The organism is Streptococcus cristatus AS 1.3089 (assembly GCF_000385925.1).
In the GTDB taxonomy this organism is placed as follows: Bacteria; Bacillota; Bacilli; order Lactobacillales; family Streptococcaceae; genus Streptococcus; species Streptococcus cristatus_B.
The window spans coordinates 2,017,850-2,041,630 of record NC_021175.1; the positions used below are offsets into that span (position 1 = coordinate 2,017,850).

Genomic DNA, 23,781 nt, shown 5'->3' on the forward strand with positions numbered 1-23,781 from the left:
GATTTCGTCGTCCCACCTCCGCACAGTTGAGTAGGGCTGTAAAAGCTGATGAAATCAGCCTAGTAGAGCCCACTCAACCACTGCGTCTTGCTCGACAATCCAAAGACAATTGAGAGGCTAGGACTTTTGTCCCAGCCTCTTGTTCTTACAGCTTTTTCTTGAGCTCGGCTACCGCCGCCATGACTTCCAGGGGAGTCATATTATAGATGTCCAAGTCTCGGAGTTCAGTTAGGACTGGATTTTCCGGTCCTTCTGCGAAAAGAGACATCTGCTCAGCCACTTGTGACTGCTTCGGTCTGGATGCAGCAGGAAGCTCTGAGCCTAGTCCAGTGTCCTGACTCTCCAAATGACTCAAAATGTTATCCGCCCGCTCTAGTAATTTCTCAGGAAGTCCGGCAATCTTCGCCACATGAATTCCGTAGGACTTGTCAGCCGGACCCGGCTCAATCTTATGCAGGAAAGTCACCTGCCCGTCCTTTTCCAAGGTTGCCACATGGACATTTTCCAAATGCTCCAAGCTATTCTCTAAGGCTGTCAGCTCGTGATAGTGGGTAGCAAAGAGGGTTTTGGCCCCAGTATAGTGATGAATATGCTCGATAATAGCCTGAGCCAAGGCCATCCCATCGTAAGTAGCCGTCCCACGGCCCAGCTCATCAAAGAGAATGAGCGAACGCTCGCTGGCCTGTCGAATGGCCCGATTGGCCTCCATCATCTCCACCATAAAGGTGGACTGGCCGGACACCAAATCATCCGCTGCACCGATGCGAGTGAAAATCGCGTCGAATAGTGGCAGACTGGCAGACTGAGCGGGCACATAAGATCCCATCTGTGCCATGATGACGATGATTGCCAGCTGGCGCATATAAGTCGATTTCCCGCTCATATTAGGCCCAGTAATCAGCTGGATGTCTGTTTCCTGATCCAGCAGAATACTATTTGGAATGTAGCTTTGGGCACCCATGACCTTTTCTACGACAGGATGGCGGCCTTTTTCAATCTGCAGACGGCGCTCCGCAGTAAAGACAGGGCGCACCAAATGCTGCTGTTCTGCCACCGCAGCAAAGCTCTGCAGGACATCCACAGCTGCCAGCGTTTGTGCCAAGGCCTGCAAGCGCTGGATATATTTGCCAACTTCCTCGCGAATCCGCATGAAAATCTCGTATTCCAAGTTGGCAGATTTTTCACGCGCCTCCAACATCTCTCCCTCAATTCGGGCCAGCTCCTCCGTTCCGAAACGCTCCGAATTTTTCAGGGTCGCCTTGCGGAAGAAATGACTGGGCACATGAGCCAGCTGGGAATTGGTCACGTGGAAATAGTAACCATCTTTTTTGTTGTAATCAATCTTTAGATTGCTGATGCCGCTGTTGGCACGTTCTTTGACTTCCAGCTCTGCAATCCAGCCGGTCCCCTCCCTCAGCACAAGTCGATACTGATCCAAAGTCTCATCAAAACCGGTCCGAATGATATTGCCCTCGGTGATGACATGGGGCGCATCCGGTGAAATAGCTGAGCTAATCAAGCCCGCCAACTCTGGAATAGGATCCAAGCCCTCAATCAAAGGCACTAGATGCGGGCTGCCAATCCCTTGCAGAATAGCCTTAATCTGAGGCACATTGCCCAGGGTAGCTGCCAGCTGCAGCAGATCCTTGGGATTGGTCTTACCAAAAGAAACTCGACTAGCCAGCCGCTCGATATCATAGACTCCCTTGAGGCTCTCCGTCAAATCACTCCGCTCAAAGAAATGATCCAGAAAAACCTCGACGACATTCTGCCGCTGGATAATTCGCGCTTCATCAATCAGCGGACGCTGAATCCAAGAGCGCAGCATACGTCCGCCCATGGCCGTCTTGGTCTCGTCCATCAGCCAATAAAGACTGCCGTGCTTCTTGCCTGAGCGAGCATTTTCCGTCAAATCCAGACTCGCCTTAGTAGCATAATCCATTTGCAGAAAGTCCTTGATTTCATAATGCTGAACCTTCTTCAAATGGCTGAGCTCCCTCATCTGGGTCCGGTGCACGTACTCCAGCAGTTTCCCCGCTGCCTGACGTTCCATCGGAGACAGCTCCTCGTCCAGCAACTGGACATCGTCCAAGGCTGTCTGTACATAGGACAGTAAAAGGTTCATCTGTCCAGCCAAGACCTGCTCCTCACCTTCTGGCAAGGCATAGCCCAGCACCACTTCCCTAGCTTTCAAATTGCGGATTTCCCCGCAGACCAAGGCAAAGTCCTCTAAACTAGTCACCTGAAACTCACCAGTCACCAAGTCCATATAAGCTAGACCATAGAGACCATCTGAGTAATCCAGAGCCACCAGAAAGTTATTAGCAGAGTCGGGCTTATTGGAGTCCACCACCGTCCCCGGCGTGATAACCTGAACGACCTCCCGCTTAACAACTCCCTTGGCTTCCTTGGGATCTTCCATCTGCTCCGCAATCGCTACCTTATAGCCTGATTCGACCAAAACATCAATATACTGCTGTGCCGAATGATAGGGAACTCCAGCCATGGGAACAGGATTTTCTGCATTTTTATTTCGGCTGGTGAGAGAAATCTCTAAAATCTGGGCGGCATTGACCGCATCATCATAAAACAACTCATAGAAATCTCCCATCCTAAAGAGCAGAAAAGCATCTGGATAGTCCTTTTTGATATCCAAATACTGCTGCATACCGGGTGATAATTTTTCTGCTGCCATTTTTATCCTTTCTAAAAACAAACGAGGTCAGGACTTCCGTCTCAAACCTCTCCGTCAATTCTAAGCTTTTGGCTATTCCATGCCTTCTTTGACACTCGTCTCGATTTCTCTAGCGGCATCCTGATCCCGGCAAATCACCAGCAAGGTATTGGCCCCTGCAACGGTTCCTAAAATCCGACTATCCAGCGAACCATCTACCACATTTGCCAAGACCGTCGCTTCGCCCAGTCCTGTACGGAAAACCAGCGTAAACTCTGCTCGAGAAACAGCCTGAACATGACTGGCCAAAAATTCAGCTAAGTCCAGCTCTTCTGCTTCGTGGGCCAGCACATAATAGACTTGACCGTCCTTTTTCAACTTGGCCAAACCAATCTCCCTTAGATCACGCGAGAGGGTTGTCTGGGTCACAAAAATCCCCTCGTCTTCCAATCTTTTTTGAATATCCTTTTGTGTTCCTAACTTTTCTTCCTTGATCATCATTCTGACAAGTTGATGACGCTCGCTCTTTCTCATACTCGACCTCATTGACTGAATATTTATACTCTCAATTATATCAAAAAATCTATCTTATACCAAAAAAATTGAAGATTCCTCATAAAATGTGATAGAATAGTAACAAAAGACCCAAAGGAGCAAATATGGATAATAAACAATTAATCGCTAGCGAATTGGCCAAAGTTATTGACAGCTTGGACCAAACAGCTATCTCTAACCTACTAGAACAGCCGAAAAGTTCCGATCTTGGAGACATTGCCTTCCCAGCTTTCTCACTTGCTAAAGTAGAACGCAAGGCTCCTCAAGCTATCGCTGCGGATATCGCTGAAAAGATTGACCCAAGTCATTTTGAAAAAGTTGTCGCAACTGGACCTTATGTCAACTTCTTCCTCAACAAAGCTAAAATCTCTGATCAAGTCATCAAAGAAGTCATCAAAGAAGGCGCTGACTATGGGCAACAGAACGAAGGTAATGGCGGAAATATCACAATTGACCTTTCCAGCCCTAACATTGCAAAACCTTTCTCTGTCGGTCACTTGCGTTCGACTGTTATCGGAGATGCTCTTTCTAATATCTTCCGCAAGATGGGCTACAATACCATCAAGATCAACCACTTAGGTGACTGGGGCAAGCAATTCGGTCTCCTCATGGTTGCCTACAAGAAATGGGGCAACAAGGAAGCTGTTGAAGCCAACCCAATCGATGAACTCTTGCAACTTTACGTCCGCATCAATGCTGAAATCGAAAACGATCCAGCCTTGGACGACGAAGGCCGCCTCTGGTTCAAGAAACTGGAAGATGGCGATCCAGAAGCAACAGAACTCTGGCAATGGTTCCGTGACGAAAGTCTTGTTGAATTTAACCGCATCTATGAATTGCTCAGCGTTGAATTCGATAGCTTAAACGGAGAAGCCTTCTACAATGACAAGATGGACGAGGCCGTGAAAATTCTGGAAGACAAGGGTCTCCTGAAAGAATCAAAAGGCGCTAGCATTGTGGACTTGGACGATGTCAACCTCCCACCAGCTATGATTAAAAAATCAGACGGTGCTACACTTTACATCACCCGCGATATTGCCACTGCTATGTACCGTGCGCGCACTTACAACTTCGTCAAGAACGTTTATGTCGTTGGTCAAGAACAATCAAACCACTTCCGTCAGCTCAAAGCTGTCCTTAAGAAAATGGGATTTGACTGGAGCGATGACATGATCCACGTGGACTTTGGGCTGGTTACGAAGAATCGCCAAAAACTTTCAACACGTAAAGGAAACATCATCCTTCTGGAACCGACTCTGCAAGAAGCAATCAGCCGTGCAAAAGCTCAAATTGAAGAGAAAAATCCAAATCTGGAAAACAAAGAAGCTGTTGCCCATGCAGTTGGTGTCGGAGCCGTTAAATTCTACGACCTTAAGACTGACCGCCGCAATGGTTATGACTTTGATTTGGAAGCGATGGTTTCCTTTGAAGGTGAAACTGGACCTTATGTGCAATATGCCTACGCGCGTATCCAGTCTATCCTGCGCAAAGCAGACTTCAAGCCAAGTCTTGATGCCAACTACAACCTCAACGATGCTGAAAGCTGGGAAATTATCAAACTGCTCCAAGACTTCGCTCGCGTAGTTAAACGTGCAGCTGATAACTTTGAGCCATCTCTGATTGCCAAATACGCGATCAGCCTAGCTCAAGCCTTCAATAAATACTATGCTCACACTCGCATCTTGGACGAAACTCCTGAACGCGATAGCCGTCTAGCTCTTAGCTACACCACTGCTGTTGTACTGAAGGAAGCTCTCCGCATGCTTGGTGTAGAAGCTCCAGAAAAAATGTAACCCTACACAAACCTTCCAGTTTTGGGAGGTTTTCTTAGGAAGAGATATTTTATGAATGAAACTGCTTATATTTTAGTTGTCCTTAGCTTGGTCATTCTCTTTTTATACAACAAAAGAGAAAAGGTAAAGTTGCAGATTTTGCTGCAGCAGGAACTCCTAAAAAGTGATCATTTTCGACAAGCACTCCAAGAAAAAATGGCCACTAGTGAAAATCAAAATGACCTTATTGCTTACGTTAACAAAAACTACCGTTTAGGAATTTTATATTCAAAAGAGCTGGTCGAAACTATCGCCGGCGAGCAAGCAAAACAATAATACAAGCAAAAGCCGCTCGATCAACAACTGTTGACTGAACGGCTTTTTTATTTATTCTTTTATTTCATACAATTCTTCAATAATGCCAGCGACCTTTTTGATATCACCCAACATGCCACGCATTTCAAAATCAGCTAAAACTGGGAAACCGAAACGTTGGCTGTACTGCTTAGCGGTCAGACAGTATTGATTGTTAAAATTACGGTTGCCACTTCCGACAACTCCAAAACACTTGCTAGCATTTTGCCCATAGGCAATAAAATCGGCTACATCCGTCGTGAGAATTTCGACATCCCCATTATCCAGACCATTGCCACCTTCCAGATAGGTCGGTAAAAAGGCGATGAAAGGGTTGGTCATTTCAAAGAAAGGTCGCCCCTCTTTAACCAAATCTTTGATGTGGATTTTTTCAATCTCTAGACTGGGATGCTGCTCTAACAAATAATCACTCAAACGACGGACAAAACTCTCTGTATTGCCGCTCAAGCTGATATAGACTAAGGAAACTCTCATACTTGCTCCATTCTAAAAAATAACATTTATCTGCCCATCTAGATTGTAGCAGGTAAATGTTATTTGTCAAATCTTATTCTTCTTCAGCTACTTCTCCAGTCTCAGCTTCCTTTTGCTGCTTGATAAGCTTGAAGACAACGATAGAAAGGAAGATGAGGCTAAGAACGACGGAGAAGCCGACGCTCATATTCAGCCCCAGCATCTGAGACGATAGTAATGTTGGATCTGAAAAGGAAGAAGCTGCAATTCCTTTAGCTGCAACATAACTATAGGCTGTCCCAATCAGTCCAATGAGAATATCAGTAATGTAAATAAGATTTGCTTTAAAGATGTCTTTCTTAAAAACGAAGAACCAAGCTGCTATCAAAAGAAGCAGGCTAGCATAAAAGAAAACATTACTTATTAGCGAACCTGACAGTTCAGCACTCTTGCTAAAATAAGTTGCATACTGAGATTTTACTGGCTCTTCCATGCCTTTAAGCAAGGATTCCACTGCATCATTAGAAGAGGAGAACTTCGACACAAGCCCCCATAAGCTGCCAGCCGTTGCTAACCCCAGTAAGACGTAGAGATAAATCGGTTTCTTTTTCATCATAACCTCCTGTATAGAAATACTTTTTCCTATTATACACCCAAAAGGAGAGCCTGACAAGAGGGAAGATCTGATGCGATCCTAAAGCCAGTATTGGTAGAGTCCACTCAACCACTGCGTCTTGCTCGACAATCCAAAGATAATTGAGAGGCTAGGACTTTTGTCCTAGCCTCTTTTAAGTTATTCAATGTACTAGTTATCCAAATGCCAAATTTCGTCATTGTATTGTTGGATTGTACGGTCTGCTGAGAAGAAACCAGCTTTTGCGATATTGACAAGAACTTTTTCCATCCAAGCATCGCGGTCTTCGTAGTCTGCAAGCATTTGCTCTTTGACTTTGATATAGTCTTCCAAGTCAAGAAGAGTCATGAACCAGTCTTTGTTGATCAATTCATTGTAAAGGCGTTCCAAGCGCTCTTTATTTCCAGCTGCAAGAACAGCGTCGCTGATGATAAAATCAACCAATGGCTTGATAGCTGGACGAGCGTAGAATTCGCTTGATTTATATGCAGATTTAGCATAAAGATCGATAACAGTTTCTGAATCTTCACCAAAGATGTAGATGTTGTCTTCGCCAACCAACTCAGCGATTTCCACGTTAGCACCGTCCATGGTACCAAGTGTCAAAGCACCGTTAAGCATGAATTTCATGTTACCAGTACCTGAAGCTTCTTTCGAAGCAAGTGAGATTTGCTCAGAAATATCACCAGCTGCAATCAAGAAGCTTGATGCTGTAACGTTGTAGTTTTCAACCATAACCACTTGCAAGTGTGGTGCTACTGCTGGGTCATTTGCGATGACTTCTGACAAGCAAAGAATCAAGTGAATGATGTCTTGGGCAATTGTGTAAGCAGGAGCTGCTTTACCACCAAAGAAGACAGTGATTGGGCGAGCAGGAATATTACCAGCCTTGATGTCCAAGTATTTGTGGATAACATACAAAGCGTTCATTTGTTGGCGTTTGTACTCGTGTAGACGCTTGATTTGGATATCAAAGATAGAATCTGGATTGATTTCCACACCTTGAGCTTCCTTCAAGTGACGAGCCAATTTACGCTTGTTGTGAGACTTAATGCCTTCCAACTTTTCTTTCACTTCTTGCTTACCAGCAAAGTCAAGTAGGCCTTCCAACTTAGCAGCATCATGGTGCCAGTCGCGACCAAGAAGTTCATCTAAGTAGCTAGACAAACGTGGGTTAGCGTGCATAAGCCAACGACGGAATGTAATACCGTTTGTCTTGTTGTTGAATTTCTCTGGATAAATATCGTAGAAAGCCTTCAACTCAGAGTTTTTCAAGATTTCAGTGTGGAGAGCTGCAACCCCGTTAACACTGTAGCCATAGTGGATATCCATGTGGGCCATGTGTACACGATCATGCTCATCAATGATTTGTACTGCTGGATTTGTGTAAACTTCCTTGACACGTTTGTCAAGCTCTTTGATGATTGGAACCAGGTGAGGTACAACTTCTTCCAAGAAGTGCAATGGCCATTTTTCAAGAGCTTCTGCTAAGATAGTGTGGTTCGTATAAGCAGTCATAGACTTGACAATGTTTACAGCTTCGTCAAATTCCAAACCACGCTCTGTCAAGAGGCGAATCATTTCTGGGATAACCAAAGATGGGTGGGTATCATTGATTTGGATGACAGCGTAGTCAGCCAAGTCGTGCAAGTTGCTGCCTTTTTCGATCGCTTCATCAATAATCAATTGCGCACCGTTTGATACCATGAAGTATTGTTGGAAGATACGGAGCAATTCACCTTGCTTGTCGCTATCATCTGGGTAGAGGAAGAGAGTCAAGTTGCGAGCGATATCTGTCTTATCAAAGTCAATACCATCAGTGATGATACCTGCGTCTACTGAGTCCAAATCAAAGAGGCGAAGACGGTTTTTAGTTGCTGTCTTGTAACCTGGCACATCAATATCATAAAGAGTAGATGTCAAGGTGAAGTGAGCAAATGGCACTTGGTAGCTACGGCTTGAACGAACTAACCAGTTTTGCTCAGTCAACCAGAAGTTTGGAATAGTTGTTTGCTCATTGTTTTTAAGGACTTGTTGGAAAAGACCGAAGTGGTAGTTAAGACCCACACCGTCACCATTCAAACCAAGTGTTGCGATAGAATCCAAGAAGCAGGCTGCCAAACGGCCCAAACCACCGTTACCAAGAGATGGTTCCAATTCCACTTCTTCTACTTCGATCAGGTCTTTGCCTGCCGCTGCCAATTCATGTTTAACATCGTCATAAAGACCCAAGTTAATCAAGTTGTTTGACAAGAGTTTTCCGATAAGAAACTCAGCTGAGATGTAGTAGAGTTTCTTTTTACCAGTATTGACTGGCTTTTGAGCGCTAGCCAATTTTGTGTAGTTCAAGAGAGCCAAGTAAAGCTCTTCATTGCTACAATCAGCAATTTGCTTTTGATAAGTATTTTGGATATATGTTTGTAGGTTTGACATGATTTCTCCTAGTATTAGAAAGTATTTCTTTTATTTTCTTGTGGAAGTAAGTCAGTATTTAAACGACGATAGATTTTCGTCAGGTAATAAAGCTGCTCTTCCACAGCAGAATTTAGCTCTTCAGCTGTCATCCGCCATGCCCAGTTGCCGCCAATCGTAGATGGCAGGTTCATACGGGCAGAGCCATCCAACTCCAGCAAGTCCTGCATCGTTGCGATAGCCATGTAGCTAACAGAAGCAAAGGCTGTACGAAGCATTGCGTGTGGCACTGTTTCGTATTCTTTGCGGTTGGTGTATTGAGCCATGTATTCACGAGTTGGATCATCGATCTCATCCTTGTACCAGCCCAGTACGGTGTTATTGTCGTGAGTACCAGTGTACATCACAGAATTATGTGGCGCCAAGTGTGGACTATCAATGCTTTCATCATCTGGGTTGAAAGCGAATTGAAGAATCTTCATACCTGGGAAGCCAGTCCGCTCACGCAATTCAATTACTTCATCTGTCATGAAGCCAAGATCTTCTGCAATGATGTTCAAATCACCCAAAGCTTCTTTGACCGCAGCGAAAAGTTTATAATCTGGACCTTTGACCCAGTGACCAGTAGCCGCTGTTTCAGACTCCGCTGGCACTTCCCAATAAGACTCAAAGCCACGGAAGTGGTCAATCCGAACGATGTCGTAAATCTTGAAGCTTTCGCGCAGGCGCTCAATCCACCAAGCATAGCCATCTTGATCCATAGCTTCCCAATTATAAATTGGGTTACCCCACAACTGACCAGTCTCTGAGAATTCATCTGGCGGGCAACCAGCAACCTTGACTGGACGGCCTTGCTCGTCTGTCTTGAAGAAATGAGGTTGAGCCCAGACATCCGCACTGTCAGCAGCCACATAGATTGGCATATCACCAACGATTTCGATATGATGATCGTTGGCATATTTCTTAAGTTGCAACCATTGTTTAAAGAAGAAATATTGGGTTACACGATGGTATTCCAACTTGTCCGCCAATTGCTCACGGTAGCTAGCCAAGCTTTCTGGTTGGCGACGACGAATCGCTTCATCTGGCCATTCTGTCCAAGCTTTCAGATCAAAATGCTCTTTAACAGCCATGTATTCCGCAAAAAGCTCCAACCAAGCTGCATTTTCCGCAACAAAGTGACGGAATTTGTCAAGATCGCCAACTTTAAGGAAACGAGCAACCGCTTTTTCCAAAAGAGGACGACGTGCTTCAAATACTTTTGCATAATCTACAGCTTTTGGATCATCACCAAAATCAACGCCTTTTAGATCTTCTTCTGCCAACAGGCCTTCGTCAATCAAGAAATCCAAATCAATAAAGTGAGTATTCCCTGCAAAGGCTGAGAAAGACTGGTAAGGAGAGTCCCCATAGCTAGTCGTTCCCAAAGGCAAGATTTGCCAATAACGTTGCTTCGTTCTAACTAAGAAATCCACAAAATCATAGGCAGACTGACCAAAAGAACCAATCCCGTACTTGCCTGGCAAAGAGGAAATGTGCATCAATACACCACTTTGTCTCGCTTTCATATGTAACACCTCAAAAATTTTTTCATGCTTGTTTCCTACTTTATCTAGAGAAAACGTTTGCGCCGCTTGAATTATAACCTATTTTTTTTTCAAGTGCAAGCTTTTTAAAAAACTTTTTTATTTATTATACCATAGTTTTTTGATTTCTTTCCTTTATTATACTCAAATCTAACAATCTTTCCTTAAAATTTTTAAAAATTTTTCTAAAAAGACTTGCAAGCGTTTACTTTTTGTGTTAAAATTATTTTTAGTTCAAGAAAACGTTTGCGCTATGCAAGCGTGTTCTTAGATAGCATTATTTTTTTATTCTTTAGGAGGAATAATCATGAAAAACAAAATGTTGAAGAGCGTTGCTGTTCTCGGTACTGTTGCTGTAGCTAGCTTTATCTTAGCTGCTTGTGGTAACAAATCTTCTTCAAGCAAGTCATCTGAATCAGGCGACAAGAACGTTACAGTATACGTTGAAGAGCAGTACAAGCCTTACATGGAGAAAGCTGCTGCAGCTTTTGAAAAAGAAACTGGTTCTAAAGTTACTATTAAAACTGGTGACCAAATGGGTGGATTGGACAACCTTTCACTCGACAACCAGTCTGGTAAAGCTCCAGACGTTTTGATGGCTCCATACGACCGTGTAGGAAGCCTCGGTACAGATGGACAATTAAACGAAGTAAAATTAAGCAAAGATAGTAAGACAGATAAAACTACTGAATCTCTTGTAACAACAGAAGGTAAAACATACGGAGCACCTGCTGTTATCGAAACTCTTGTAATGTACTACAACAAGGACTTGATTTCAAAAGCTCCAACTACTTTTGCTGAATTAGAAGAGCTTGCTAAAGACAGCAAATATGCGTTTGCTGGTGAAGATGGTAAAACATCTGCCTTCCTTGCTGACTGGACAAACTTCTACTACGCTTACGGACTTCTAGCTGGTAACGGCGGTTATGTATTCGGTGATAATGGTAAAGATCCTAAAGATATCGGTCTTGCTAACGAAGGTTCTATCAAAGGAATTGAATACGCTAAAACTTGGTATGAAAAATGGCCTAAAGGTATGCAAGATACAGAAGGCGCTTCTAACTTGATCCAAACTCAATTCCAAGGTGGAAAAACTGCTGCAATCATCGATGGACCATGGAAAGCATCTGCTTTGAAAGAAGCTAAAGTAAACTATGGTGTTTCAACTATCCCAACTCTTCCAAACGGAAAAGAATACGCTGCTTTCGGTGGTGGGAAAGCTTGGGTTATCCCAACTGGTGCTAAAAATCCAGAAGTTGCTCAAAAATTCGTTGACTTCTTGACTTCAACTGATCAACAAAAAGCATTTTACGATGCTACTAACGAAGTACCTGCTAACACAGAAGCACGCGAGTACGCAGTAAGCAAGAAAGATGAACTGACAGACGCAGTTGTTAAACAGTTCCAATCAGCTCAACCAATGCCAAACATCTCTGAAATGAGTACAGTTTGGGATCCAGCTAAAACTATGTTGTTCGATGCTGTAAGCGGTAAAAAAGATGCTAAAACTGCAGCTGAAGATGCTGTTAAATTGATCAAAGAAACTATCGATCAAAAATTCGGCAACAAATAAGCAAGTTTAAATAAAGGGGTGGGAATTTTCCCTACCCCTTGTTTGATAGAATGAGGATTTATTCTATCTTCTAATTAAGAAAAAGCTCGGATTAGGACTTGTACTTACTGCAATTCCTCAATCTTTCTCGTATCTAAGGAGACTACAATGACAAAAAAAGATCCCAAACAAGCCATGTTGCGCTCCCTCATTCCAGGGTTGGGGCAAATCTATAATGATCAAAAGGCCAAAGGATACATCTTTCTTGGGGTTACGGTTGCATTTTTAGCTTATTTCGTAGCTATTGCCCTACCAGAAATTGAAAATCTCATCACTCTTGGTGAAGTCCGTGGGGACAACTCACTCTTCATGCTGATCCGCGGTGCCTTCCACCTCATCCTTGTGGCATTTTTCCTGATTTTCTATGGATTTAACTTGAAGGATGCCCGTACAGTTGCCAAGCAGTGGAACAATGATTATCCTGTTCATACTACCTTAAAGGAAATGACAAACGGAATCTATGAAAATGGCTTCCCTTACTTGCTGATTATTCCTTCTTATTTGGCGATGACCTTTGCCATCATTTTCCCTGTATTGGTAACACTCTTGATTGCCTTTACAAACTATGATTTCAAACACCTGCCACCAAATAAACTCTTGGATTGGGTTGGCTTTACCAACTTTGCTAACATTTGGCAATTGAGCACCTTCCGTGCGGCCTTTGGTTCTGTCTTGACTTGGACTATCATCTGGGCACTGGCAGCCTCTACTTTACAAATCGTAATCGGTATTTTCACCGCTATCATTGCCAACCAGCCATTCATCAAAGGAAAACGCATCTTCGGTGTTATCTTCTTGCTTCCTTGGGCAGTTCCAGCCTTCATCACTATCCTGACTTTCTCAAATATGTTCAACGATAGTATCGGGGCTATCAATACTCAGGTTATCCCACTTCTCGGCAAGGTTCTTCCTTTCTTGAATGGACATCTGATTCCGTGGAAGACTGATCCGACTTGGACTAAGATTGCCCTTATCATGATGCAAGGTTGGCTTGGATTCCCTTATATCTACGTCCTGACCTTGGGTATTTTGCAGTCTATTCCAAATGACCTTTACGAAGCAGCCTACATCGACGGAGCCAATGCTTGGCAGAAATTCCGCAACATCACTTTCCCAATGATCTTGGCAGTTGCGGCACCAACTTTGATCAGTCAATACACCTTTAACTTTAATAACTTCTCAATCATCTACCTCTTCAATGCAGGTGGTCCTGGTAGTGTCGGTGGAGGAGCCGGTTCAACCGATATTCTAATCTCTTGGATTTATCGTTTGACCACAGGTACAGCACCGCAATATTCAATGGCGGCGGCCGTTACTCTCATCATCTCCATCATCGTCATCTCTATCTCTATGATTGCCTTCAAGAAACTACACGCATTTGATATGGAGGATGTATAAGATGAATAGTTCTGTTAAATTTAAACGTTTTATCAACCATAGTTTGACCTATCTCTACCTTGTAGTGCTTTCCATTATCATTCTCTACCCGCTCTTGATCACGATCATGTCTGCTTTCAAGACGGGGAATGTCGTGGCCTTCAAGCTAGACACAGACATCAACTTCAGTCTGGAAAACTTCTCTCGTCTCTTCTCAGAGACTCTATATGGTACTTGGTACTTTAACACCATTATCATTGCCGTCTTGACAATGATTGTCCAAACCAGTATAGTTGTACTTGCAGGTTATGCATACAGCCGTTACAATTTCATCGCAAGAAAGCAAAGTTTGGTCTTCTTCTTGATTATCCAAATGGTACCAACCATTGCCGCTCTGACCGCCTTCTTCGTTATGGCGCTGATGCTCAATGCCCTCAACCAAAGCTGGTTCCTCATCTTCCTTTATGTAGGTGGTGGTATCCCAATGAATGCTTGGTTGATGAAAGGATACTTCGATACCGTTCCTATGTCTCTAGACGAGTCAGCTAAATTAGACGGCGCTGGTCATTTCAGACGTTTCTGGCAGATTGTCCTGCCCCTCGTTCGTCCAATGATTGCCGTGCAAGCTCTCTGGGCCTTCATGGGACCTTTCGGAGACTACATCCTCTCCAGCTTCCTTCTTCGTGAAAAAGAATTTTATACGGTTGCAGTTGGTCTTCGTACCTTCGTCAGCGATGTCAAGAATCAGAAAATTGCCTTCTTTGCTGCCGGTGCGATTCTCACTGCCCTTCCAATCTGTATTCTCTTCTTCTTCCTGCAAAAGAATTTTGTATCTGGTTTAACAAGTGGTGGAGACAAGGGATAATCTTGTCCCACCCTGTTTTTAATTAAAACGCGATTATAGTTATATGGCAGCCAATAAGTTCTTTATTGGCCACCACCTGATTATAATTTTAGAAAGAGGCAGCTATGTTACCTTATCCTTTTAATTATTTTTCGAGCTTGATTGGTTTTAGAAAAACCTTCGCCAATCGTCGCATGCTCAGCTGGTTCCAGCTCATCTTTACCAGCGTCTTTTTAATTTCTCTGTCTTTGATTCCTGTGGCCATTCAGACAGCGTCTTTGACAAGCTATGCGCTGGATACCTTTGTTGATAAGGCTTTTGACACTCTGGATGAAGACGTGATGATTGACTTTGACCATCATGCCCAGATGAAAGACCATGTGCTGACCACTGAAAATCCTGAAGGCATTCATCGCAATGCCGCTGGTACTGTCATTATCGGCCATCACGAGGAGCTTAAATTAGGCAAGGAGCTGACCCTTTACTTCGACAAAGAAAATCTCAAAATCACTAAAGAAGGAAAAGAACTGGCCAATATCCGCTACCAAGCCATTGACCAGAAGGCTCTAAAAAGTAAAGAAGCCCTGACCAAAGCCATTTCTAAAGACTGGTTCCAACAAAACCGCTTGGTGATCAGCCTCTTCCTAGTCCTCTCCGCGGGCTTCCTCTTTAGCATCAACTTTGCCTTTCTGGCGCTCGGTGCCTCCTTCTTGCTCTATCTGACCAAGAAATCACGGTTATTTTCTTTTAAAACCTTTAAAGAATGCTATCACTTTATCCTCAACTGCCTAGGATTACCAACGATTATCGGACTTATCTGTGGCTTATTTGGGCAAAGCCTGCCTACGATTATCACCGTCCAAAATATCTTGTTTGTTCTTTATTTGGTGATTATTTTCTACAAAACACATTTCCGTGATGAGGATTTCAGAAATTAGGAGGTTATTATGCGCGTTACGATTAAAGAAGTAGCGAAACTAGCGGGTGTGTCTCCCTCGACGGTGACACGCGTCGTACAAAACAAGTCAACCATCAGCGATGAAACTAAAAAACGGGTTCGTGCTGCCATGAAGGAGCTAGACTATCATCCAAATCTCAATGCTAGAAGTCTGGTCAGTCAGTCTACCCAAGTCATCGGCCTGGTGCTGCCCGATGATTCGGATGTTTTTTACCAAAACCCATTCTTTCCAACTGTCTTGCGGGGGATTTCGCGCATCGCGTCTGAACATGACTATGCCATTCAGATTAGCACCGGACAGGACGAAGAGCGTCGTTTAGAAAATATCAAACAAATGATTTTCGGAAAACGCGTTGATGGTTTGATTTTTCTCTATTCTAAGCCAAACGATCCGCTGGTTGACTTTGCGATTAAAAACCAGTTTCCTTTCTTGATTTTAGGGAAAGCAGTGTCACCATTTGTTTCTTTGGTCGATAATGATAATATCAAGGCTGGCTACGATGCAACCAAATATTTCCTAGATCAAGGTTATAAAAAAATTGCCTTCCTGGCTGGTAATAAAGAGCTCGTCGTATCCCAAGACCGCTTTGCTGGCTACAAACAAGCCCTGGATGAAGCAGGCATCTCTCTCGATGAAAATATCGTCAAGTTTTCTTTCGGTTTCCTCTTGGAAGATAGCAGTTATAAGATTATGGAAAAGATGCCTATTCAGGAAATTGAAGCCTTTGTGACATCGGATAGTATGGTTGCCGAAGGGGCTCTCCACTATCTCAAAGACATTGACTACCGTTTCCCTATTATCACTTTTGACTCTATCAAACCACGCATTGATGTAGATGCCTACATTAATATCAACACCCTCGAGTTGGGGAGGGAATCTTTCCGTACCTTGCTCCAAATTATTAAAGATAATAAGGATGACAAGCATACTTGCTATCGCCAAGTCATCCCCCACAGCATTCTTACTCGTTAGTTAAGGAGAAATTTCATGGTTTATCGTATTTTCCAAGCCTACTTAGATGATGAAAATAGCATCACTATCGAATTGGAAAAGTCCTTTGACGCTTATTCTATCCACTTCACTCTAGAGGACAAGCATAGCTCCAGTCCTTTGACCATCAAAAAAATTGAGAATCAAGAACATCAGATTATCTACACTCTTTCAGCCAATGATCCGATTGATTTGACTGAATCTTACACAGTCTATGATCAGGATCGCAATCACACCATTCTCCAGTATCGCCACATTGTCCAGAAGCCAATTTTTGATGAACTATTTAGCTATCAGGGAAGAGATTTGGGAGCTAGCTATAGCCCTCAGGCAACAGATTTCAAACTTTGGGCTCCTATTTCAGAAAAAGTCTTGCTGCATCTGGAAGAGCAGATTATTCCTCTCCAAAGGCAAGATAGGGGCGTCTGGCATACGCAGGTCCTTGGGGACTTAGAAGGCAATGCCTACTATTATATCCACAAGGTGAATGGAAAATGGATAGAGGTACATGACCCCTATGCCCTCTCTTCAGATGCCAACTCTGGCCATAGTTATGTCATTGACCGCAAAAAGATTAGCAGACCTATTCAGCGGGCTGCGAGCCAAGTAAAACCAACAGAAGCCGTTATCTATGAAATGAGCGTGCGAGACTTCTCTATGCAAAAGGAAGCTGGTTTTTCACAGCCTGGTAAATTTGCTTCTCTGTCCGAATCTCCAACTGTACACGGTCATACTTTTGGTCTAAAATACTTGCAGGATTTGGGCATTACACACGTTCAACTTATGCCTGTCTACGACTTTGGCAGTGTTGACGAAAAACATCCTGAACTCGTTTACAATTGGGGCTATGATCCCGTCCAGTATAATGTTCCTGAAGGCAGCTTGTCAAGCGACCCACACAATCCTTATAGCCGTATCTTTGAACTACAAGACGCGATTGCGGCTTATCACAAGGCCGATATGAGCGTCATCATGGATGTTGTCTATAATCACGTCTATGAAGCAGATAACTATGCTTTTGAAAAGATTGTGCCAGGCTACTTCTATCGTCTAGACGAGCGAGGCATACGGACAAACGGTACCTTCTGCGGAAATGATGTGGCCAGTGAAAAAGCTATGGTACGGCATTATATCCAACAATCCGTCCAGCAATGGGTTAGCCTCTACGGATTTGATGGCTTCCGCTTTGACTTGATGGGCATCCTCGACATAGCCACCATGAAGCAAATCGCTCAGGAACTAAAAACCATCTATCCAAACATCTATCTTTACGGTGAGGGCTGGCAAATGCCGACTGGACTTGATAGCGACCTTCTGGCTCACCAATTCAACGCTGAGCAACTAGCTGAATACGGCTTCTTCAGCGATCATTTCCGTGATACCATCAAGCAAACCATCGCCCAAGGTAGCCGACTGGACAAAGAGCATGCGACTAGCTGGCTAGAAAATGTCTTAACAGCCAATGTCGGCCTGACAGGAGAGCCACATTTTCTAGCACCTCATCAGGCGATCAACTATGTGGAATGCCATGACAATGCAACGGTGTTTGATTATTTTGATATTCAAAATCCAAATATCAGTCTCCGTCAACGCCTAGCCAACTCTCGTCTAGCTCTGCACATCGTTCTCCTAGCGCAAGGAGTTCCTTTCCTCCACAGCGGCCAGGAATTTTATCGGACCAAGAATCTGATTGACAACACCTACAACCTACCTGATGAGATCAACAAACTCGACTGGCTACGCTCTCTTCACTATACCGAAGACATTGAATTTTTGAAGCAACTCATTTCCTTTAGAAAGGCTCACCCACTTCTGACTCTGGCAACTAGCTCTGCTATTCAAAAAGCTTGTCAGGTCAAATGGCTCAGCCCTAGCCTCGTTGAATATAAGATTCAAAAAGATAAGCAAGCGCTGACCATCTTGATTAACTTTGGTACTGAAGCAGCGACTTATGAAAATAAAACCAAGCAAAGCATCCATCTTCAGTATCCGCACATTAACGCTAAAAAACCAATCGCCCCGCTAGCAGACTCTTATACAGTTCCTGCCAAGCAAGTCTTGGTTCTGAAATAAAGTAAAAATATAAAAAGGAACAGGTTCATTTTGGATGGAAAGACATCCAGCTGAACTTGTTCCTTATTTTATGTATAGGTGTAATCATTGGGTTTGAGTAGGATTCGAAAGCAATGTCGCAATACCTAGGCCTACTCTTCTACAAATCTTCCTAAAATATGTACGTTGTCAGATACGGAGACAAAGGCGGTCGGATCCGTCTGCTTCATGATGTACTTAAATTCGCTAAACTCAGCACGGGTAATGACTGTAATCAGTACTGCCTTTTGCTCGTGATTGTAAGTTCCCTCAGCCCCATTGATGATGGTCGCACCACGGTGGAGCTTGTGGTGAATTTTGTTAATCACTTCTTCAGGATGACTGGTGATAATCATGGCCTGCATCCGCTTTTGCTTGGTAAAGACCGCATCCGTCACACGGCTGGATACAAAGATGGTAATCATTGAGTAGAGAGCGTATTCCCAACCGAAGGTCAAACCAGCAATCAGCATAATAATGCCATTGACAATCAGGGAGATACTGCCAACGTTGCGGCCAGTTTTCTTGCGGATGGTCAGACTGACAATATCCGTCCCCCCACTCGAAATGCTTGACTTGAGAGCAAAACCAATCCCCGTTCCCATGACAGCTCCTCCAAACAGGGCGTTGATGATGGGATTGGTCGTCAATGTCACCTCTGGAACAAAGTGGATGAAAAATGAACTCATCGATACAGTGATGAAAGTAAAGACAGTAAACTTATGTCCGATTTGGTACCAAGCCAAAATCATCAGCGGAATATTGATGGCATAAAAAGTGATGGAAACTGGAATGGTAAAACCGATAAAACGTCCGCTGAGAGCCGATACAATCTGCGCCAAACCTGTTGCCCCGCTTGAATAGACATGCCCCGGTTGAAAGAAGAAATTGACCGCTACTGCTGAGAGAAATCCATATACCAGAGAGGCCGAAAATTTCTCATCATATTTTTCACGCGAAATACTTTTCAGGACTTCTAGCAACTTGACATGGTAGGCAAAGCGATGAAGATAATAGCGAAAAAGTTTCCGCAAACTAGTCTTTTTCATGTGATTCTACTTGTAAACTTAATTCCTCTAATTGTGCTGGAGCAACCAAGCTTGGTGCTTGTGTCATTGGGTCAGAAGCCTTGTTATTCTTAGGAAAAGCAATGACTTCACGGATATTTTCTTCACCGGCCAAGAGCATGACGAAGCGATCCAGACCCAAAGCCAGACCTCCATGTGGTGGGAAACCATAGTCCATGGCTTCTAGAAGGAAGCCGAACTGGTCTTGCGCTTCTTGAGCTGAAAAACCTAAAGCCTTAAACATCCGTTTCTGCAGATCTTTTTGGTTGATCCGTAGGCTACCACCACCTAGTTCATAGCCATTGAGTACGATATCATAGGCAATCGCGCGAACCTTGCTCAGGTCCCCTTCTAACTCTTGCTCAGAATCTTTTTGAGGCAAAGTGAATGGATGGTGGGCACTCATATAGCGACCTTCTTCTTCCGACCACTCAAACATTGGCCAATCTACCACCCACAAGTAGTTAAACTTAGCAGGGTCAATCAAACCTAATTCCTTGCCTAGGCGGACACGAAGAGCGCCTAGAGCTGCATTAGCAACATCCAAGGCATCTGCCACAAAGAGAACTAAGTCGTTTTCTTCAAGTTGTAAAGCAGTTGTCAACTCACTTGACAAGTCTGTCAAGAACTTGGCAACAGGGCCAGCCAGTTCTCCACCAGCAAATTTGACCCAAGCAAGTCCCTTGGCTCCATGCTGCTTAGCTTGATCTGTCAGCTTATCAATATCTTTACGCGAGTATTTGTCAGCAGCATTCTTAACCACAATCGCCTTGACAGCTGGTGCCTCAGAAAAGACTTTAAAGTCAACATCCTTGACAAGCTCTGTCAAGTCCTGCAATAACATGTCAAAGCGAGTATCTGGCTTGTCACTACCATAAAGAGCCATGGCATCGTCATATTTCATCCGTGGGAAAGGCAAGGTCACTTCAATGCCCTTGGTTTCCTTCATGACACGGGCAATCAAGCCTTCTGTAATGTCTTGGATTTCTTGCTCAGATAAGAAAGAAGTTTCCAAGTCAACCTGTGTAAACTCTGGCTGACGGTCTCCACGTAAGTCCTCGTCTCGGAAACACTTGACAATCTGATAATAACGATCAAAACCAGCATTCATCAACAGCTGCTTGGTAATCTGTGGACTTTGAGGTAGGGCATAGAAATGACCTTGGTTGACCCGGCTCGGCACCAAATAGTCACGCGCCCCTTCAGGCGTTGACTTGGTCAAAAATGGTGTCTCCACATCGATAAACTCCAGCTCATCCAAATAATTGCGGATGGAATGGGTCACTTTGGCACGTAACTTGAGATTTTCTAGCATTTCTGGGCGACGCAAATCCAAATAACGGTAGCGCAAGCGCGTATCATCATTAGCTTCAATACCGTCCTTAATCTCAAAAGGAGTGGTTTTAGCAGTATTCAATACCGTCAGGCTGTCCACGTGAAGCTCTACACTTCCTGTGGCCAGCTTATCATTGGCCTGCTCACGCGCGGCCACCTTACCAGTCACTTCAATGACAAACTCGCTGCGCAGGCTCTCAGCTGTCTTCATGACCTCATCTGAAACACTCTCAGGGTTAATAACTAGCTGCATAATACCTTCGCGGTCACGCAGATCAATAAAAATCAAGCCTCCCAAATCGCGACGGCGGGCAACCCAACCTTTCAAAGTAATTTCCTGACCGACATGCTCACTACGAACACGTCCCGCATACATTGAACGTTTCATCTTTACTCTCCAAAATTTTAATTCTTTTACTATTTTACCACAAAGAGCCTAGGAAAGCCCCCCTACCTGTCCTTTTTCTGAAAAAAATTAAAAGTCTTTATTTCCAGTGCCCACTTTTATAAAAAAGGTCTGGTGTCAATATCCCCAGACCTGCTAATGCTATATAGATTATTCCTTTTTCTTCCCATCCTCATAAAGACTGGGAGCCCGTGTTTTTATCACCATGGCCGTCAAGAAGCGAAAGGCTCCCGCTGCCAGACCAAAAATCGGCGCCAAAGCACGGAAGAAAAAATCTCCTCGCATAAAATAACAGAGCAGACCCGTTATCACAAACAAGGCCACTCCCTGTACTAGCGCTACAAACCATACTTTTTCATCTTTCCCTCGACTTTCTATAGACTATTATAGCATATTATACAGTGCAACAACTTTTAATGTATCATTAGATAAAAAGTCGCAATGTAGCTAAACAAAACACTTGCTATATCTTGTTCTAAAGTGCTTCTTTCTCATGTTCCAAGGAGAGTACACTTTTAAAATGTTATTCTCCATGCGTAGGTCGGATAGTGTATCCAAGGCTCACAAATCTGTTGTCAATAAATTTGGATTTTTACAATATTTTTAATCTAATTCATCGCTATCAGGATGCTTTTTTATATAAATAGCTGCATAAACCGCATCTACCATGACAGCTGGCAAAGTCAAGGTCAACAAAATTCCCAATAAAACACCAAAAGCAATCTGAATATAGCCTGTTAGGAGGGAGGGAATGATTGTTGCCCCAGCAAAAGCTACAGCAAAATTATTCCACCATGTTTTCTTTCTATCTCCCTTTTTCACTTGATTAAAAGCCCAGACTTTCCCCTGATTCTTTGGGAGATAATACCAAGAATAAAGACCACAAGCAATAATAAAAAGAAGCAACATAAAGATAACATAAAATGGAGTGAGAGAAGATTGATATACTTCCTTGGCTCCTATAGGACTACCGTCTGAAATAACCATTAGTAAACAAATAAAATTTAGACTTATTACTAAACTTAACACTGTGAGGGCTATCAAATAATATGTTAAAGCCTTCCATGCGTTTACCAAATAGGGAATAAAAGAAATGATAACACCAAGTATATTCACAACACCGCAAAACAAAGAAAGCCCTTTAAAGATACCTAGATTATCTTCATAACTTCCAACCAAATACATAAAACCGCTTAATGCTAAAGCAATCCATGGATAAATCTTAATATAGCCTAAGCTGACGCCATTTGTTATCAAAGGACCATGGTATCTTTCTTTTTCTATATCAGTAATCTTTGCTTTATTTTTTCTATTTCTCTTTGCCATTCACTAAACCTCCCTCCTATTGGTTTCAAGCCATTGCCAATTGCATCCGCAGAGTACCCTATCAGACCAGAGTTCTTCTATTTCTTCCACTCATGCCTCAAAACTATGCTTCACATTTTTTTTAGCTTTCAATGACCCATTCTCCTATCATCAGACTAGCCGTCTATATACCTTGTCCCATTATACCATATTGAATATTGAGCGCCGATGGGAGGACAAGGTCTGTCGCAAACAAAAAGAGAAGATGGTCGTCTCCTCTAAATTTGCTCTCTTTATCACTCCGGTAATTCTATCTTCAAAGACATATCCGTATTCTGCAATACCTTCTGAACCGCTGCGAGGAATGCTAGACCGTTGTCTGATGGAGAATACTGGAATGTGATATGAATGATTTTTTTGTCAAAGCTATCGCCATATCGCTCCACATACTGCTTGCTTTCGAGGAAGTAGATGTAGTTGTTGAGTTTTTCTTGAAGTTTCAACAAGTGTTCTTCTTCCAGAGACTCTATCCATTATTCTCATCAATCAATAACAACTCCAGATGGTCATCTGAAACACCCATCGCATAGAGAAGAGCATCCTTCACTTCTTTAGGTACATTTGCAAATTCTTTAAGAATATTTTCCTCAGTTAAATCTACAAGCACCTCATACTAATGGTATGCTTGATATCCCTCAGGATATGGCAAATCTCTAGTATTAAAATATTGTAAATTTTACAAAGCTGAACTCGATAGCCCTAGTTTAGATTTTAGTATGCTAAACCAAATTTTGTCCATTTTCTTGTATCTAGATCTAATAGAAAATTAAAACAATCACGACCGTAGGAATCTCGATTCTCCTCAATAACTGCATCGCAAACAACTTTTATTTGGTTACTAAGAACATCTGTGACATAGACCATAGTATAACCCTCAGGAGATTTAGCTTGATAAATGAGATTACCATATAAATCCAATATTTTCATTTCAGTAACCGAAGTCTGTTCAGACGAGATTCTATAAATAACTAAAATCAGTTTTTGATTGGGGTAGAAAGAGACTGATTCTTTATTAGGAATCTCTATTTCATGTTTTTTATTATAGCCCCAGGAAATAATGTCAGTCGACTCATGATATTGGAGTATTAACAACCCATCTATAGAGTAATAATAAAAATCTGATGCAATAAAATTTTTTCCAACTCCAATAAAAATAACATTTTTATCTTTATCAAAGTCTGCAAATATTATATTTTCTATGTGAATTTCTATAGTTTCTCCATTATTCTCCCACTTAACACTTTGGTCAGTATATTTAACCCTCATATAAACTA

General features: G+C 43.0%; 19 protein-coding genes and 1 pseudogene. 8 read left to right on the forward strand and 12 right to left on the reverse strand.

The annotated features are described in order from the left end of the window. Window positions 1–145: 145 nt before the first annotated feature. Window positions 146–2,695 (reverse strand): DNA mismatch repair protein MutS, encoded by a 2,550-nt coding sequence (gene mutS, locus I872_RS09965; RefSeq protein WP_015605963.1) that lies wholly within the window; start codon window positions 2,693–2,695, stop codon window positions 146–148. 72 nt (window positions 2,696–2,767) lie between these two features. Next, a complete protein-coding gene (gene argR / locus I872_RS09970; protein ID WP_015605964.1) occupies window positions 2,768–3,208 on the reverse strand; it encodes an arginine repressor in 441 nt (146 codons plus the stop codon). Between the two features lie 125 nt (window positions 3,209–3,333). Between argR and argS the strand changes: the two genes are divergently transcribed. Further along, the gene (gene argS / locus I872_RS09975) at window positions 3,334–5,022 is read left to right on the forward strand and encodes an arginine--tRNA ligase (RefSeq protein ID WP_015605965.1); all 1,689 of its coding nucleotides are present in this window, start codon (window positions 3,334–3,336) and stop codon (window positions 5,020–5,022) included. 51 nt (window positions 5,023–5,073) lie between these two features. Beyond that, window positions 5,074–5,337 carry a hypothetical protein gene (locus I872_RS09980; protein WP_015605966.1) on the forward strand — a complete coding sequence of 88 codons (264 nt, stop codon included), beginning with the start codon at window positions 5,074–5,076 and terminating at the stop codon, window positions 5,335–5,337. A gap of 51 nt (window positions 5,338–5,388) precedes the next feature. Here the strand turns inward: I872_RS09980 and nrdI are convergent, their stop codons facing one another. The 4 genes from nrdI to malQ all read right to left on the reverse strand — a co-directional run bounded on the left by nrdI (window position 5,389) and on the right by malQ (window position 10,443). Beyond that, window positions 5,389–5,850: a class Ib ribonucleoside-diphosphate reductase assembly flavoprotein NrdI gene (gene nrdI, locus I872_RS09985; protein ID WP_015605967.1), complete on the reverse strand. Its 462-nt coding sequence runs from the start codon at window positions 5,848–5,850 to the stop codon at window positions 5,389–5,391. A 73-nt stretch (window positions 5,851–5,923) separates the two neighbouring features. After that, a complete protein-coding gene (locus I872_RS09990) occupies window positions 5,924–6,445 on the reverse strand; it encodes an ABC transporter permease (RefSeq protein WP_231913940.1) in 522 nt (173 codons plus the stop codon). A gap of 189 nt (window positions 6,446–6,634) precedes the next feature. After that, window positions 6,635–8,896, reverse strand: coding sequence for a glycogen/starch/alpha-glucan family phosphorylase (glgP, locus tag I872_RS09995; RefSeq protein ID WP_015605969.1), 2,262 nt, complete (start codon window positions 8,894–8,896; stop codon window positions 6,635–6,637). Between the two features lie 14 nt (window positions 8,897–8,910). Further along, entirely contained in the window at window positions 8,911–10,443 is a 1,533-nt protein-coding gene (gene malQ / locus I872_RS10000) for a 4-alpha-glucanotransferase (protein ID WP_015605970.1), read from the reverse strand. A gap of 325 nt (window positions 10,444–10,768) precedes the next feature. Between malQ and I872_RS10005 the strand changes: the two genes are divergently transcribed. The 6 genes from I872_RS10005 to pulA all read left to right on the forward strand — a co-directional run bounded on the left by I872_RS10005 (window position 10,769) and on the right by pulA (window position 18,316). Then, window positions 10,769–12,034, forward strand: a complete 1,266-nt coding sequence (locus I872_RS10005; RefSeq protein ID WP_015605971.1) for an extracellular solute-binding protein — start codon at window positions 10,769–10,771, stop codon at window positions 12,032–12,034. A gap of 147 nt (window positions 12,035–12,181) precedes the next feature. Beyond that, on the forward strand, window positions 12,182–13,471 hold the full coding sequence (locus I872_RS10010; protein WP_015605972.1) for a carbohydrate ABC transporter permease: 1,290 nt from the start codon (window positions 12,182–12,184) through the stop codon (window positions 13,469–13,471). A gap of 1 nt (window position 13,472) precedes the next feature. Further along, a complete protein-coding gene (locus tag I872_RS10015; RefSeq protein ID WP_005592080.1) occupies window positions 13,473–14,315 on the forward strand; it encodes a sugar ABC transporter permease in 843 nt (280 codons plus the stop codon). Between the two features lie 104 nt (window positions 14,316–14,419). Then, window positions 14,420–15,232 (forward strand): DUF1189 family protein, encoded by an 813-nt coding sequence (locus tag I872_RS10020; protein WP_015605973.1) that lies wholly within the window; start codon window positions 14,420–14,422, stop codon window positions 15,230–15,232. Window positions 15,233–15,241: 9 nt separating this feature from the next. After that, window positions 15,242–16,225 carry a LacI family DNA-binding transcriptional regulator gene (locus tag I872_RS10025; protein WP_015605974.1) on the forward strand — a complete coding sequence of 328 codons (984 nt, stop codon included), beginning with the start codon at window positions 15,242–15,244 and terminating at the stop codon, window positions 16,223–16,225. Window positions 16,226–16,240: 15 nt separating this feature from the next. After that, complete coding sequence (pulA, locus tag I872_RS10030; protein ID WP_015605975.1) at window positions 16,241–18,316, forward strand: type I pullulanase; 2,076 nt, start codon at window positions 16,241–16,243, stop codon at window positions 18,314–18,316. A gap of 131 nt (window positions 18,317–18,447) precedes the next feature. Here the strand turns inward: pulA and I872_RS10035 are convergent, their stop codons facing one another. The 6 genes and pseudogenes from I872_RS10035 to I872_RS10060 form a co-directional block, all read right to left on the reverse strand. Beyond that, the gene (locus I872_RS10035) at window positions 18,448–19,383 is read right to left on the reverse strand and encodes a YitT family protein (protein WP_015605976.1); all 936 of its coding nucleotides are present in this window, start codon (window positions 19,381–19,383) and stop codon (window positions 18,448–18,450) included. Continuing rightward, on the reverse strand, window positions 19,370–21,124 hold the full coding sequence (aspS, locus tag I872_RS10040; protein ID WP_015605977.1) for an aspartate--tRNA ligase: 1,755 nt from the start codon (window positions 21,122–21,124) through the stop codon (window positions 19,370–19,372). Before aspS ends, I872_RS10035 begins: the two co-directional genes overlap by 14 nt. A gap of 168 nt (window positions 21,125–21,292) precedes the next feature. Further along, window positions 21,293–21,520, reverse strand: a complete 228-nt coding sequence (locus tag I872_RS10045) for a hypothetical protein (protein WP_041826845.1) — start codon at window positions 21,518–21,520, stop codon at window positions 21,293–21,295. A 225-nt stretch (window positions 21,521–21,745) separates the two neighbouring features. Beyond that, window positions 21,746–22,468 (reverse strand): hypothetical protein, encoded by a 723-nt coding sequence (locus I872_RS10050; RefSeq protein ID WP_015605979.1) that lies wholly within the window; start codon window positions 22,466–22,468, stop codon window positions 21,746–21,748. Window positions 22,469–22,743: 275 nt separating this feature from the next. Beyond that, window positions 22,744–23,036 (reverse strand): annotated as a pseudogene (locus tag I872_RS10055) (DUF6572 domain-containing protein); the annotation flags it as partial. A gap of 182 nt (window positions 23,037–23,218) precedes the next feature. Next, on the reverse strand, window positions 23,219–23,773 hold the full coding sequence (locus I872_RS10060) for a hypothetical protein (RefSeq protein WP_015605981.1): 555 nt from the start codon (window positions 23,771–23,773) through the stop codon (window positions 23,219–23,221). Window positions 23,774–23,781 lie beyond the last annotated feature (8 nt).

Coding starts and splice junctions, on each gene's coding strand:
- mutS (WP_015605963.1), bottom strand. CDS start 2,695: ATGGCAGCAGAAAAATTATCACCCGGTATGCAGCAGTATTTGGATATC.
- argR (WP_015605964.1), bottom strand. CDS start 3,208: ATGAGAAAGAGCGAGCGTCATCAACTTGTCAGAATGATGATCAAGGAA.
- argS (WP_015605965.1), top strand. CDS start 3,334: ATGGATAATAAACAATTAATCGCTAGCGAATTGGCCAAAGTTATTGAC.
- I872_RS09980 (WP_015605966.1), top strand. CDS start 5,074: ATGAATGAAACTGCTTATATTTTAGTTGTCCTTAGCTTGGTCATTCTC.
- nrdI (WP_015605967.1), bottom strand. CDS start 5,850: ATGAGAGTTTCCTTAGTCTATATCAGCTTGAGCGGCAATACAGAGAGT.
- I872_RS09990 (WP_231913940.1), bottom strand. CDS start 6,445: ATGATGAAAAAGAAACCGATTTATCTCTACGTCTTACTGGGGTTAGCA.
- glgP (WP_015605969.1), bottom strand. CDS start 8,896: ATGTCAAACCTACAAACATATATCCAAAATACTTATCAAAAGCAAATT.
- malQ (WP_015605970.1), bottom strand. CDS start 10,443: ATGAAAGCGAGACAAAGTGGTGTATTGATGCACATTTCCTCTTTGCCA.
- I872_RS10005 (WP_015605971.1), top strand. CDS start 10,769: ATGAAAAACAAAATGTTGAAGAGCGTTGCTGTTCTCGGTACTGTTGCT.
- I872_RS10010 (WP_015605972.1), top strand. CDS start 12,182: ATGACAAAAAAAGATCCCAAACAAGCCATGTTGCGCTCCCTCATTCCA.
- I872_RS10015 (WP_005592080.1), top strand. CDS start 13,473: ATGAATAGTTCTGTTAAATTTAAACGTTTTATCAACCATAGTTTGACC.
- I872_RS10020 (WP_015605973.1), top strand. CDS start 14,420: ATGTTACCTTATCCTTTTAATTATTTTTCGAGCTTGATTGGTTTTAGA.
- I872_RS10025 (WP_015605974.1), top strand. CDS start 15,242: ATGCGCGTTACGATTAAAGAAGTAGCGAAACTAGCGGGTGTGTCTCCC.
- pulA (WP_015605975.1), top strand. CDS start 16,241: ATGGTTTATCGTATTTTCCAAGCCTACTTAGATGATGAAAATAGCATC.
- I872_RS10035 (WP_015605976.1), bottom strand. CDS start 19,383: ATGAAAAAGACTAGTTTGCGGAAACTTTTTCGCTATTATCTTCATCGC.
- aspS (WP_015605977.1), bottom strand. CDS start 21,124: ATGAAACGTTCAATGTATGCGGGACGTGTTCGTAGTGAGCATGTCGGT.
- I872_RS10050 (WP_015605979.1), bottom strand. CDS start 22,468: ATGGCAAAGAGAAATAGAAAAAATAAAGCAAAGATTACTGATATAGAA.
- I872_RS10060 (WP_015605981.1), bottom strand. CDS start 23,773: ATGAGGGTTAAATATACTGACCAAAGTGTTAAGTGGGAGAATAATGGA.